Raw genomic sequence first — 13,992 nt, forward strand, 5'->3', positions numbered from 1 at the left:
AAGAAATTATAAGCATGACCAATAAAAAAGAAGCCACAGACCATTTTGCAACACTTATTCTAAAAATAAAAAACATGAGTGGTTTGGATTTTAGTCAATATCGTCCTTCTTGCTTAAAACGCCGTATTGATAGCCGTTTAAGGCTTATTAATCTTCAAAGTTATGAGGATTATCTTACCTTTTTAGACCTAAACCCTTCTGAAATTGATGCACTACTTAATTATCTCACGATTAATTTAACCGAATTTTATCGTGATAAGGAAGCATGGAATATTATTGCACATGAGGTTGCTCCAAGCATCATCGAAGAGAAAGCAACAGAGCGGCGCTCAAGTATTAATATTTGGAGCGCAGGAAGCAGCAGTGGTGAAGAAGCTTATACCTTAGCCATGATTTTTTTAGAAGCACTTGGAAAACAAAAAAAAGAATTCTCTTTGATGATTTATGGTACAGACATCGATGTGGCATCACTAGAGAGAGCTAAAGCAGGTCGTTATCCTGCAAAAAACCTTGAATTCCTACCAAAGTCGATGCTCAAACGTTATTTCATTCAAGATAACGAGGATTATGTTGTTTCCCCGTTGCTAAAAAAAGTAACGCAATTTCAACGGCACGATCTTATTTCTTCTAAGCCTTTAAAATCGATGGATTTGATCGTTTGTAGAAATGTTTTAATTTATTTCAACCGCCCACTGCAAGCCAATATTTTTGAAATGTTTCACCAATCGTTGAAAAAAAATGGGTTTTTAATGCTTGGCAAAACCGAATTCTTATTATCAAACGTAGCCCATCGATTCGAAATATATCACCTGCGCGAGCGTATCTACAAAAAAATTACAAATTAGTTTGTGCTAAACTGTTATAAATCAAAGAAAAAAATCAAAGGGATTGACGATGAAACTTTATGCCAAACTCATGTTAAGTTTTGGTTTGTTATTTCTCATTTCTCTTGCCGTTGTCTCTTTCGTTGCAACAAAAAGTGCTACAGAAGCATTACAAGATTCGATTGGTAATGACTTAAAGCACATTTGCCAATCGGCTGCTAATTCAATTGATCGGTATCTACAATCCAAAATTACCGATGCCAAAATTATTTCTGAAACTTTATTGACCCAAAAAGAAGATCCCCAAGGGCTTAATCAATACTTTACCAATTTAAAGGAAGAAACAAACGATTATCAAGATATTTTTTTTGTAAACAAGGATGGCATCATCGTTGCCTCTACGGCTCCTAATTTAATTAATAAAAAGGTAGCAGAAGAAAGTCCTATATTAGATACACTCTTTAATAATGTGAAAGAACTCAAGCCCGATGAAGTCATTTTTCAAGACGGCTATTACAATGAGCAAACTAACGCTTTGGAAATACATATATTAATACCTGTATATGATGAAAAACCATCCTTAACAGGCGTTTTAGTCATTGCCCTAAACATGGACGCCATTAAAAATTTTGTTGTCCAACTCGAAAAAAAAACTCCCGGGGATAAAGCTGCGTTTTTGGTGGATAAAAAAGGAAGATTACTGGCTTCAGGAAATCCAGATGCAGTCCTTTGGCAAACCCTACCCGACGCCGAAATCAATCCTAAACTAAAAACTATCGCCGCTAGCGATGAGGATGGCTTTACAATTTACACGGATAAATCAGGTGATCGAGTGTTAGCTGGATATGCCGATTTGGAGGAATTTGGCGTTAATAAAGGAGGCAGTTGGGAGGTTTTTTCTGTGGCACCTGTTAACGTTATTTTTGCTCCGGTAGATAAATTACAAAATACCTTACTTTGGACATCGGTCATTATTATCGTATTGGTTTTAATCCTGTCTTATCTTTTAGCTCGATACATCACCAAACCTTTAAATCAAATGTCAAAACGCATTAACGAAATTGCCAATGCGTCTGGCGACTTGACACAGCGTATCGAGATAACAACTCAAGATGAGATTGGGAAACTAGCAGAAGCATTTAACCGCATGATTTCTGGGATCCGTGAAATTGTTCAGCGTGTTTTAGAAACCTCGGATGGTGTTTCTTCATCCAGCCAACAACTATCCTCATCTTCAGAGGAATTAAGTGCAGCAACTGAAGAAATAGCTGCTGCAGTTCAACAAATTTCTCGCGCATCGCAAAATCAAGCTCAACAGGTTCAAGAAACGAGCCAGGTGATTGAGCAACTGAATAAAAATTTAGACGAAGTTAAAAAAGCTTCTCAACAATCCGCATCCACCTCAGATCAAGCAACGGAAGTGGCTCAGCAAGGTGGTGTGTCTATGTTAAATACATTAAGTAAAATGAATTCTATTCATGATAAAGTCACCGATACAGCTAATGTCATTAAAACCTTATACCAACGCTCCGAGCAAATTGGTGAAATTGTTGAAACAATTACTAATATTGCTGATCAAACCAACTTACTCGCGCTAAATGCTGCAATTGAAGCCGCACGGGCAGGTGAAGCCGGCCGGGGGTTCGCCGTGGTTGCAGAAGAAGTTCGAAAACTCGCAGAAGGCTCAGCCAAAGCAGCCGATCAAATCAGTGAATTAATCATAGGCATACAAAAAGAAACCGCCAATGCCGTTAAGGCTATGAAACTTGGTAGCGAAGAAGTAGAGGAAGGTCGTGAAATAGCCGCTAAAACCAGTGAAGCACTAGAAAACATCATTTCCACCGTTGAAAAAACTTCCGATTCCATTCAGCTAATTTCTGAATCGACCGAGCATTTAGCCACAGGACATAATCAAGTGGTTCTTCGCATTGAAGAAATTGCATCAGCGGCTGAAGAATCTGCCGCAAGCTCTGAAGAAGTTGGTTCCTCAACTCAGCAAATGTCAGCATCCATGCAAGAAATCGCTTCTTCATCACAAGAATTAGCGCAAATGGCATTAATGCTTCAAGAGATGGTAAAGCGATTTAAAGTAGAAGAATCTACGCATAAGGATTGAACAAAGATGATGAGTAATCAAAGCGATAGCGAAAAACAACTGGTTATCTTTCGTCTCCAACAAGAAGAGTTTGGTATTGATATCATGCAAGTACGTGAAATCGTCCCCATGATGATAATTTCGCGTCTCCCTAATGCTCCGAATCATATTGAGGGCGTTATCAATTTGCGAGGGCGTGTTATTCCTGTAATGAATTTGAATGAACGTTTGGGTCTATCTCAATTCTCTGAATCTATTCAACCCAAACGGATTGTGGTGGTTGAAGTGGATGAGGCCACAATAGGCTTACTGGTTGATGACGTTCCCGAAATACTGCGAATAGCTAAAGACAAAATTGAATCCTCATCTGAAATCATTAAAAAACGCAAAAATGCTTGGTACATACAGGGTGTGGGAAAGTTAGATACTCGTTTGATTATTATTCTCGATTTATCAGAAATTCTTTCTCTAGCCGACCAAAACTTAGTAGAAAATGCCTCACACGGAGAAGCGCATGAGTAACATAGTAATCGTTGATGATGCATTGTTTATGCGAAAAATGCTCAACGACATATTAAGTAAATTAGGACATACGATCGTGGGTGAAGGCGCCACAGCTAAAGAAGCGATTTCATTGTATGAACGTTCAAAGCCAGATCTAATGACTATCGATGTGGTTATGCCAGAAGAAGATGGTATTAATACGCTAAAGGCTGTGAAAACCATCAAAAGTCAAAATCAAAATACGTTTATTATCATTGTTAGTGCAATGGGGCAAGAAGAAATCAAAGTTGAATTGCTCCAAGCTGGGGCCGATGATTTTATTACCAAACCGTTTCAAGAAAACCAAATTATTGAAGTGGTTAATAATTTACTTAAATGAGTATAAAACAAGTACACATTAATATGGCTGATCTACAAGTTGCCAGATGCCCAGATGAATTAATATGCATTGGTTTAGGCTCATGCATTGGGCTCGTGTTATATGATCCACGTCAAAAAATTGGTGGGATTGCTCATGTTATGTTACCAAATTCAAGAAACGTCGACACAATAACTCATCCAGGAAAATTCGCTAACACAGCCCTACCCGAATTACTTAAAAAAATGCGCGCTAAAGGTGCTAAGCTTGAAGAAATACAGGCTCTCGTATTTGGAGGGGCCAATATGTTCCCTCAACGAGGCAATCCAGAGCGCTCGATTGGAAAATCAAATGCTGAAGCCGTGTTGTATGAATTAAAGTTAGCGAATATTCCAGTACTCGGATGCGATATTGGTGGTCATAGCGGTCGAAGTATTTATTTTGATACCTGTCGTGGCCAGGTGAAGCTGAAAAAATCAAAGGAATCGATAGAAAAACGATATGTTTTTAAGGGTAAGGTAAGGTGAATAATTCTCTTTCAGACAACAAAGCCCCACTTCAAAAACTTATCCTGATTGGCGCATCCACAGGAGGGCCTAAAGCGGTTACCCAGATTTTGGAAAACCTACCAAACGATTTTCCAGCTACGGTTATTGTACTTCAGCATATGCCAGAATTTTTTATTGCAAATTTTGCAAAGCGTTTAAATGCGACCTCCCCGCTAACTGTGGTTCTCGCAGAAGCAGAAGATATTTTACAACCTGGGCATGCGTATATCGCTCCTTATGGCTTTGACTTAATCTTAGAAAAAATAAGTAAATCTGATGAGCTTTATCGGATAATTTTGAATAAAAATAATGTCTACACTACTTCACCTTCCATCAATGCCACGTTTAACTCAGCCGCAGCACTACTCAAAAACCGTGTCTTGGGTGTGATTTTAACAGGTATGGGTAAAGACGGGGTTGAAGGCTGTCAAACCATTAAATCCTATGGAGGTAGAACGATTGCCCAAGATGAAGCATCCTCGGCGGTATTTGGTATGCCCAAATCGGCCATCGCTGCTCAAGTCATCGATCGTATTTTACCGATTCATGAAATCCCTATAGCTATTCTTAAAGAAGTGCAGGAGCCATCATGAATACGGATCAATACCTAGAACTCTTTGTCAGCGAGGCTCATGAATTACTCACGACGTTAAATCAAGGCTTAATTCAACTTGAAAAGTCTTCCAATGATACTCATACATTAGATGAGGTGTTTCGCGCGAGCCATACCTTAAAAGGAAATGCTGCAGCAATGGGCTATGAGCGGGTCGTCAATTTAGCTCATGCCATGGAAAACACCTTAAGTCTTATTCGTGAAGGTCAGTTAACTTATACCGCATCAGTAGCAACAGAATTACTGAATGGCGTAGACTTGCTCCAAGCCATGGTTGAAGAAATTCAATCCGGCCAAGCACCACAATTGGATGAAAAACCGCTAATTGCCACACTCCAAGAACTCAAAGAAGATGCACCTAAAGCCACTTCACAAGTTATAACCAACGAACAACCTGCCGGTGCTGAAGAGATTAAAAGCACCTCTAGCTTAAAATATGTTCGAATTAACTTAGAACGACTGGAATCATTAATGAATTTAGTTGGAGAATTGCATTTAAGTAAGATTCGATTAATAAAACTTTCTCAATCTATCGAACATGAAGCCTTTGAAAAAAATGTAAATGAGTTGGAGCGCATTATCAATCAACTCCAAAATGAAACCATGCAAATGCGTCTACTACCATTACAGTATATTTTCAATTACTATCCGCGCCTGATTCGTAATGATGCTCAAAAAGAAAATAAAATTGTTGAATTAATCTTTAGCGGCTCGGATATAGGACTAGATCGAATGATTTTAGATGAAATCAACGATCCCTTATTACACATCTTAAGAAACGCGCTCAGCCATGGTATTGAATCCCCTGAACAACGTAAAGAGAAAGGTAAATCTGAAACAGGGCATATCTACGTCAGTGCACATCGTGAGCAGAACCAAGTTGTCATTCAAGTAGAAGATGATGGAGCTGGGATAGATATTAACGTATTAAAAACCAAGTTGCTTAAACAAGGCTTGGTTACAAAAGAAAGCCTAACACAACTCACCGAGCAAGAGCTTTTATTGATGATCGCCCAGCCAGGTTTTTCTCTTACAGAAGAAATTACTGAACGTTCTGGCCGCGGTATGGGTATGAGTGTCGTTAAACGTAAAATCGATGCAATAGGAGGAAGTCTTTTAATTCAAAACAAACCCGATAAAGGGTGCATTTTTACTCTGCGTTTGCCGATTTCCATGGCCATTATTCATGCCTTGTTAATTCGTTTGGAAAGCGATACCCTGGTCATCCCTTTATATCATATTCTAGAAGCCGTAAAACTAGACCCCAAGTCCATTCGGAATGTGGGGGCTCAAGAGTTTTTACCTTATCGTAATGAAGTGATCCCCCTAATACGTTTGGGTGAAATATTAAAGTTTTCTTCACCACAAAATAGAACTGAGTCCATAAAATTCATGTCTATCGTCGTATGCCAAGTGAACCATCATAAACTGGGCTTATTGGTTGATGAATTCCTAGGTGAGCAAGAAATTGTCATTAAACCTCTCGAAACATCCATCGAAAATCTTGATATTTTTTCAGGGGCAACCTTGTTAGCCGATGGTCGCGCGGCATTGATTTTGGATGCATCGACATTAGTTAATCATATAGGATGATGCTTAAAAAGGATAATACAATGAATATAGCCAATCAACTCATATTGGATACCTTAAAAGAAGTCGGCACCAGCGGTATGGGGCATGCGGCAAAAGGGTTATCTCTACTATTAAATCATCGGGTTGAAATTACCCCACCCAAAGTGAAACAACTTTTACTTGAAGAAGTAACCGATTATTTAGGCAGTGCAGAACAAGTAACCTGTGGTGTTTTCTCTAGACTAGAAGGAGATTTATCCGGAACTGTATTAATCATTTATCCAGGCGATACCCCCTTAATGCTACTGGAAACTTGGCTAGGAAAACAGCCTAAGTCATTAAATGCCTTAGAAGAACTTGAAACATCCGCTCTAACCGAAATGAGTAATATTTGTTTAGGGGGGTATTTAACTGCCTTAAACCAACTAACGGGCTATACTATCATGTGCACTCCTCCTGCTTTGGCGATTGATATGCTTGGTGCGTTAATTCAAGAGATGCTCATTAGCCTTGCCGAGCAAACGGATGAAGTCAGTCTAATTGATACCGAGTTTTCAATAAAAAATAAAAAAATTAAAGGATTTTTTTTATTGTCGTTTGACCCAAGCAGTCAAGAAAAATTACTTAACCGCCTAGGACTATCAAAGGACTGAAGATGAATATTTTAATCGCCGACGATTCCAAATTAACTCGAAAAAAATTATCCGATGCGCTGAATGAGCTGGGACATCAGGTCTTAGAGGCGACTAGTGGTGAAGATGCAATCGCGCTTTTCCAATCTGAACATCCTGATTTGATTATATTAGACGTAGTGATGGAAGGAATGAGCGGGTTTGAGTGCGCAAGAAAATTACGCGCGCTGAATCAAAGCGAATGGATCCCCATTATTTTTTTAAGTAGCTCCATTGATGATGAATATATTTCTAAAGGCATTGATGCAGGGGGAGATGATTATTTAACCAAACCGATTAGCAAGGTTACTTTAGCCGCCAAAATCAAAGCAATGCAACGTATCGCTGATATGCGATCACAACTGATCGATATAACAGAAAAATTAAAAGTTTTATCTCGAACGGATCCCTTAACTGGGCTTAATAATCGTTTGGAGTTTGATAAAGTGTTGGAAAAAACCATTGCTCGAGCCGAACGCCATCAACTAAATTTCGCCTTGTTATTTATTGATATTGATGGTTTTAAAGGAGTCAACGACACACTAGGCCATCATGCAGGAGATGAACTTATCAAGCAAATAGCCAATCGACTTGCTTCAAGCATCCGTATAGATGATTTTATTGCCCGATTAGGCGGTGATGAGTTTGCTATTATCATGCAACCTATTAAGACACCTGTTGCGCCTGAAAAATTAGCTGAAAAAATCGTCACCCAAAATGTTCTCAATTTTCAAGAGGATCGCACCATTTCTCTAAGTGTTGGGATAGCGACTTATCCAGAAGCAGGAACAAGTCGGGAAAAATTATTGATTCACGCGGATGAGGCCATGTATCAAGCAAAACAACAAGGAGGAAAAGACTACCGCCGATATACCGAAACGGTCTAATCTAAATACCTCTATTCACCCAATCGAAAGATTCAAACTTCTTAGCCATCAACAACCTGATTATATCTTAGTCATTGTGTGCTATATTTACTTAAACTAATGTATAAATTGCATTTATGGCTACCATCCGAATTAGCAAAAAGAAGCGGTTGTTAGATGCTTTACATGCTTTGAAATTACTGGCTAAATCGAAAGAAGGAATTGATGTTGCCGTACTTCGAGCGGGTAAACTGAAAAAACCGGGTTTAGAGTATGATGAACGCTCACATCTTGGCGGGAAGGTAGCGCTTTCTACCGCTAACATTTGGGATGTTTTTGATTCAAATGGTCAATTTCAGGAAAAAAACGCAACCATTGCAGGAATTAAGCTCAATCGCTCCGATTTACAAAACCCTAATAAATTTCTTCCTAAAGAACAAGTGGATGCGCTTTCTGATGAAGAGCGATTAGTACTCGATGCCTTATTTTATGATATATCCAGTTCGTTAACCGATGTAACTCTTCTAATGGCTTCTAATTCATCCGATGAGATACAAGCAATAAGTAACGCAGAAGAAATCATGAGAGAGGCGTTTCAAGATATCGATTTTAGGCAATTGCATGAACATAAAGAGGTGTTTATTCAACGTATAGAACACAAAATTACAGAGATTGAAACAAAGCCAGAAACTCCATTAACTGTCGAAGTGGATGACGATTTAGTAACTCCTTTGGCTTCTGATGAAACGGATTACAAAGCAGCTATTCAAAGAACAAACCAAGCTGAGCAAAAAAAGAAACACACTATAGACAAAATTCGCGAAGAAAAACTAGAAAGCTTCGAGCGGCTAATGGATGTTTTAGAGAAAGCTAATAATCCAGAAACCTCACTGGATGAATTAATTGCAACAGCAAACGATGCCAAACAAATGTTTGAGCATGAAGATGCTGAAGCATTTCGACCTGAAGTCAAACAATTAAAATCACTTTATAGCTCGATTGTTAAGCAGGCTTTTCAACAAGCTGCAATGAAAAAGAATATTGATTCAATCAATGAAATAACTCAGCAAATTCACTTCACGCCTAGGCTTCAATCGCCTGATCGCGACGTTGTTTTTGACATAATAGATGAGCTTAATCGTGTCGAAGAATCAACCCAAAGCCCCGAAACCATCATTCAACAGCTCACCGTCGCAACTAAATTAATTAGTGTCCTAAAGGATCCAGGCTTACAACAATCTCTCATCGGGGCAAGAAACCAATTACTGTTCAAGGCGTTTCGAGAAAAGATTGACCTTCAGCCAGTTGTGCCAGCTCTTACTGAGGAACTTACGCAACTAGCGCGCTCTAAAGAATTTTTAGAAGGTAGCATACCGCAGCAAGATTTGATTTCAAATGCTAATATAGCACTGGAACTCTACAATTCGAAATCGAAAGACCTCTCTTCCTCCCAAACAACACAAAACGAAACATTAAAGTCACTTTATAGTCATTTTGTTACTGAAGCGCTTTATCAATCCATGGAACAAACAGGTCCCCTATCGGTATCCAGCGTTACCAAAGCAGTCAATTTAAATCTTGAACCTGAGTCTCCTGGCCGTACATTTTTAGTAAATTTAATACACCATTTTAATAACTTGGCCGATTCCATTGGTTCAACGGATAATATACAAGTAAATCTAGAGGAAGCCACCGAGGTTAACTCTCTGGTCAACAAAGCACTTTCATTAAGTGAGGCTTTACTGCCTGAGGTTACAGATGAGGTGTTATATCAGGAGTTGAGTGAAGCAAACAAAAGACTGTTTTTATTATCGGTAAAACAAGATATTGAGGTTACAACACTGAGCAAAAAGGGGTGGGATACGCTAAGCCGCTATCGCATTACCATTGAACATAAAACCTATCCAGTCCCTAAAAGGATTTATGAGCAATACCAAGCAATAAAAGAGTACGAACAAGGCAGCGCTTCCACGAATAACGCAGTAAACCGAGTCATTGACAGCGGTGAGCGAAAATCCTCTAGTCGTTTTTTTGGACCTAGCACAACGACAACCACCTACTTTAATCACTTCAAAGAGCAAGCAACTAAACTGCGTCAATCAGAACAACCTTCCGAACCAGAAACCAGTCTTAAGAAAAAACTTTAACTAGGTAGTAAGTAGAGATGACGAAGGGCTGCCACGTTCAAGCCATAATCACCTACCTGCTGTGCTTTAAGCACAACATCCATGCTAGGAGCCTCAAACCGATACTGCGCATAAAGCCCTGATGAGTAACACTTACTTACTAGAGCGACGTCTAATATAAGCAATAAAGAGTATTAATACCAATAAAGGCAAGAGAAAAGGAAATACAACCGGTGCAATAACGATTGCCACAATAAACCCAACAATTCCGACCAAACTTAAAACAATAACTCCAATGCCTGTAAAAATAAAAAATAAAAGGATTAAAATAACGGTTAAAACGGATGCGGATACCAAAATACCCCATACTAAGGCCGTCATGCCAATAGCAATGCCGAGAATAGGAAGAAAGAAATGCCAAAGTAAAATGGCAGCTAAAATCAAAAATAGCACAAGAAATACGGTGCGGTTTGAAACAGGCTTGTTAGAATTTGTCATGAATTCTCCTGTAAAATTCCTGTAATTAATGATTTAATTTTTTAAAGCCCCGTTACATTTTGCCTACTTGGTCGCCCTGGGATAATATGACCTGGGGCGATTAGCATGACCAATCCAAGTATGGGATACCATAGCAACATAAGAATAAACGTATTAGGATTAAAATATCCAATCATAGCAATAACACCGACTATCATAGTAATCCAACCAATCCATTTAACGATCACACCGGTCTTTAAAGCGATTACAGCAATACTTATTGCTGCCAATCCAAAGATAAAGGTGGAATATGAAATGGCCCAGTTGCCTGCGGAATAGAGTACAAGTGCAAGTCCTATATCAGGTGGAAGTACTTTAAATGCTTCAAAGGATTTATACGTTAAAGTAAAACTTTCCCAAAGTATCGTTGTAAGCATCCCAAAGACTGCGCAAAGAATAATTCCTGCATCAGCCAACCACCCCCAGATGCTCGCTTGCTCTTTTACACCAGGTTGATTCCAAGCAGTCCGTAATACGCCATAAAATATGAGGACTGAAACACCAAACATTACCGAAGTATGCAGATCAACTGCATAGGCAGCTCGATTAGAATGAACAAAATGATTGGTAAGCTCGGCCACACTCATGTTAGATGATGGTAACTTTAGATCAAAGACAAAGGAAACGACCAGCCCTTGCACAAGGGGTAATATGCCAAATAAGCCTCCCAGCCTAATCATGTTATGGTGCATGAAGATATCCCTTTCATTAATTTACCAAAGAAATATAGTATAATCCTATTGTTTTAAAATTAACAATCAGTAAGGCCAGGTTACCCTGGCCGTATTAAGTACTTAAAAACTATAATGTTTTTCCCATACTTTCCCCGCATTCTTCATCGTGAATATGTTCAGCATTATATTGACTAAACTTAGCTTCCATTTTTTCACAAACCAATCCCATAATGGTAATTGCTGAGACAACTCGTGAACCTCGAGGAATCACGCCTTTAAAAAATCCATAACCACCTGCATTAGAGTAGATTTGTTTAACAGCATTACGATAAGAAAGTGACCCAACTGGAGTGGCGGCTTGCTGTTCGGTTTTTAAGGTGTCATGCCCTTGGGAGACTAATGTCGCACAAGCTCCGGCACCAAGCCCTGCAACAAATGTGGCCTCTTCCTCATTAGAGTAGTATGGCCTTATTTGAGTTTTTATCATAGGAATGCCTGCCAAAAAAAACGCTGCAAACTTACCATCTCTTAAAGCTGTAGCTGGTAAACCGGTAAATAAACATCGCCAGCCCCCTTCTTTGACCAGAGAGTTTACAGCAGTGCAAAAACTTCCACCTGCCTTGCTTTGATAAGTCATAGCCATTTCAGTGGGACAGCTTATGAATGAAGATCCAACCCCCGCCACAAAACTGCTTAAAATGCGCTCTGTAGAGGATTGATTATTTGTCTTATGAGACCATACGTTTTGCACAAATCGATTCAGGCCAACCTGGACAGACGTAATAGGTATCATGCTGGCGGCGTTCGGCAAAACACCGCGATACAGCAAAGAAGGATTCAATGTAAATGGCTGACCACTTTGTATTCTCGTTTTTATAGTCCAAAGCGGGTGGTCAATCAAAACTTCTGCCGCTCCAGCTATTGATCCAATTGTTAAACTTTGGGCTATGGTTACTTTAGGCTCAACTTTATTAATATTTGTGATTTGCGTCGTGTTATTCTCATGATTCGATTGAGTCATCATTACTCTCCAAAATAATTAATCATCTTAGGATCATCCGAATCTATCTTCCCTAGAGAAGCGGATGATCAAAAAGTATGACTGCTCTAGGGGAAGGAGAGTGGGATAATTACGATAGAGAGAAGGTTAATTAGAAATAATGCGAAATTCCGGCCAAGCACTACCGTAACAGAATTAACTGTTTGCATGCAGTTTGGGTACTGGTGGCCGCAATGTTTCATATTCTTATCAATTCGTTAATTGAATGCAATTTCTGTGCGAATAACTATCATACCGTATGTTTTTAAAATAAACAATTCCCAAAGCATCCTAAATTTTTTTTATTAATACAGACTAGCTCAGTCGTCCTTTTTAATCCTTGGGATACATCGTTTAAGATAGTTTAACTCTAGGTTGCTGGACATCAAGTTTAAAATCCAGTGACAACTTATTGGTCAGTTGATAACATTTGTTACATTTATCACTGATGATTTATTATGTTTAAAACTTATCATGACATACTAGCGAACGCCTCTGATTCAGAAAAAGTTTTAATGCCCAATATTTTGCACTATTGTAACCCATTGCATATGGTATAGAATTGTAATATTTTGACAGCCAAGTGTAATGAGATAAGAGTAGATTATGCGTTCTAATGAAGAAAATAGACAAAATAATCTTCAACAAGTTTATATTGATGCAGCGAATCGAAGCGAGATCCCTGAGCGAGTCATCGATGCTTTCATTTTGCTGCAAAATAAAGAACTCTTAGATAGGAATCGTGAACAAATAGCGCAACATCCTTTTGTTGGATCCGTAGCAAGAGCTATATCAATAATTGATGCGTTTGGTTTATTAAATCAACCCAATTTGGAAAATATAGTTTTTCCTTATGCGGCGACATTATTTGATTATTGGCTTGAGGGATTATGGATCAAAGTTCCACAACCAGGGCAAGTTCAAAACCCGTGGTTAACCCAAGCTCGTTTAGATGCCTTGTGCCAGCCTCCACAAAGTGAAATAAGAGATAGGGCATATAGAACCTTGTTAAATATTCCAGAAGTGTTTGCTTGCATGACCTCTTGTTCGGGGGATTATGAACAACATTATGGTCCCTATTACCGTCCTTTCCTGACGGAAAAATTTGAAGCGTTGGTCGAACGAAAGGCATCCTTTAGACCACAAACTCCTGGTGAGGTATTTGATATTTCTTCACAAGAAGCAGAACTTTATTATCACTTTGTCCACTATTTCATCCATCATCCAGAACATTCAACTTCCGAGATGGAATTCCTTTTAGATATCCCAGCTATTAGACGTTTAGCTCCTAGAGGTGAAATCAATTCAAGTCCAATTCACAATTCGCTTCTTCACGCAGCATCATATATCAGAAATCAGCCTGCGGTAGAGTTTTTGCTGCGAATTCCTGAAGTTCGTCAACTTGCAGAACATCCCTTACCAAGTACTAGAAGAATAGGCACTGTAAGATTCTTCCCTGATGCAAGTCCGCGCTCTATTGAAGAAGAGGATACCTCCCCTTCTCTCAGAGGAAGTCCGGATCGTTAATCGTCCAATGTAAATTCATGGGTTTTTGAAAGTTTTAA

At 39.0% G+C, this 13,992-nt stretch carries 14 protein-coding genes; 11 read left to right on the forward strand and 3 right to left on the reverse strand.

Going from position 1 to position 13,992, the window contains the following annotated elements; genetic code table 11:
* Nucleotides 1-14: 14 nt before the first annotated feature.
* The 10 genes from E1O41_RS01785 (at nt 15) to E1O41_RS01830 (ending at nt 10,198) form a co-directional block, all read left to right on the forward strand.
* Nucleotides 15-845, forward strand: coding sequence for a CheR family methyltransferase (locus E1O41_RS01785; protein WP_131775588.1), 831 nt, complete (start codon nt 15-17; stop codon nt 843-845).
* Between the two features lie 49 nt (nt 846-894).
* The gene (locus E1O41_RS01790; RefSeq protein WP_131775589.1) at nt 895-2,940 is read left to right on the forward strand and encodes a methyl-accepting chemotaxis protein; all 2,046 of its coding nucleotides are present in this window, start codon (nt 895-897) and stop codon (nt 2,938-2,940) included.
* Between the two features lie 6 nt (nt 2,941-2,946).
* The gene (locus E1O41_RS01795; RefSeq protein WP_131775590.1) at nt 2,947-3,441 is read left to right on the forward strand and encodes a chemotaxis protein CheW; all 495 of its coding nucleotides are present in this window, start codon (nt 2,947-2,949) and stop codon (nt 3,439-3,441) included.
* Nucleotides 3,434-3,802, forward strand: a complete 369-nt coding sequence (locus E1O41_RS01800) for a response regulator (protein WP_131775591.1) — start codon at nt 3,434-3,436, stop codon at nt 3,800-3,802. Before E1O41_RS01795 ends, E1O41_RS01800 begins: the two co-directional genes overlap by 8 nt.
* Entirely contained in the window at nt 3,799-4,308 is a 510-nt protein-coding gene (locus E1O41_RS01805; protein WP_131775592.1) for a chemotaxis protein CheD, read from the forward strand. The genes E1O41_RS01800 and E1O41_RS01805 overlap by 4 nt, the downstream gene beginning before the upstream one ends.
* Complete coding sequence (locus E1O41_RS01810) at nt 4,305-4,922, forward strand: CheB methylesterase domain-containing protein (RefSeq protein ID WP_131775593.1); 618 nt, start codon at nt 4,305-4,307, stop codon at nt 4,920-4,922. Before E1O41_RS01805 ends, E1O41_RS01810 begins: the two co-directional genes overlap by 4 nt.
* The gene (locus E1O41_RS01815) at nt 4,919-6,535 is read left to right on the forward strand and encodes a chemotaxis protein CheA (protein ID WP_131775594.1); all 1,617 of its coding nucleotides are present in this window, start codon (nt 4,919-4,921) and stop codon (nt 6,533-6,535) included. The genes E1O41_RS01810 and E1O41_RS01815 overlap by 4 nt, the downstream gene beginning before the upstream one ends.
* Nucleotides 6,536-6,555: 20 nt before the next feature.
* A complete protein-coding gene (locus E1O41_RS01820) occupies nt 6,556-7,167 on the forward strand; it encodes a chemotaxis protein CheC (RefSeq protein WP_165481065.1) in 612 nt (203 codons plus the stop codon).
* A 2-nt stretch (nt 7,168-7,169) separates the two neighbouring features.
* A complete protein-coding gene (locus E1O41_RS01825; RefSeq protein ID WP_131775596.1) occupies nt 7,170-8,072 on the forward strand; it encodes a two-component system response regulator in 903 nt (300 codons plus the stop codon).
* Nucleotides 8,073-8,188: 116 nt separating this feature from the next.
* Nucleotides 8,189-10,198: a hypothetical protein gene (locus tag E1O41_RS01830; RefSeq protein WP_131775597.1), complete on the forward strand. Its 2,010-nt coding sequence runs from the start codon at nt 8,189-8,191 to the stop codon at nt 10,196-10,198.
* Between the two features lie 132 nt (nt 10,199-10,330).
* Here E1O41_RS01830 and E1O41_RS01835 read toward each other — a convergent pair whose 3' ends face one another.
* The 3 genes from E1O41_RS01835 to E1O41_RS01845 form a co-directional block, all read right to left on the reverse strand.
* The gene (locus E1O41_RS01835) at nt 10,331-10,675 is read right to left on the reverse strand and encodes a hypothetical protein (RefSeq protein WP_131775598.1); all 345 of its coding nucleotides are present in this window, start codon (nt 10,673-10,675) and stop codon (nt 10,331-10,333) included.
* Between the two features lie 41 nt (nt 10,676-10,716).
* On the reverse strand, nt 10,717-11,406 hold the full coding sequence (locus E1O41_RS01840; RefSeq protein WP_165481066.1) for a hypothetical protein: 690 nt from the start codon (nt 11,404-11,406) through the stop codon (nt 10,717-10,719).
* 109 nt (nt 11,407-11,515) lie between these two features.
* A complete protein-coding gene (locus E1O41_RS01845) occupies nt 11,516-12,412 on the reverse strand; it encodes an MC/SLC25 family protein (protein ID WP_131775600.1) in 897 nt (298 codons plus the stop codon).
* Between the two features lie 621 nt (nt 12,413-13,033).
* On the opposite strand from E1O41_RS01845, the gene E1O41_RS01850 reads away from it, so the two are divergent.
* Nucleotides 13,034-13,954 (forward strand): hypothetical protein, encoded by a 921-nt coding sequence (locus E1O41_RS01850; RefSeq protein WP_131775601.1) that lies wholly within the window; start codon nt 13,034-13,036, stop codon nt 13,952-13,954.
* Nucleotides 13,955-13,992: the final 38 nt, after the last annotated feature.

This window comes from Legionella impletisoli (assembly GCF_900639875.1).
GTDB classification, from domain to species: domain Bacteria; phylum Pseudomonadota; class Gammaproteobacteria; order Legionellales; family Legionellaceae; genus Legionella_A; species Legionella_A impletisoli.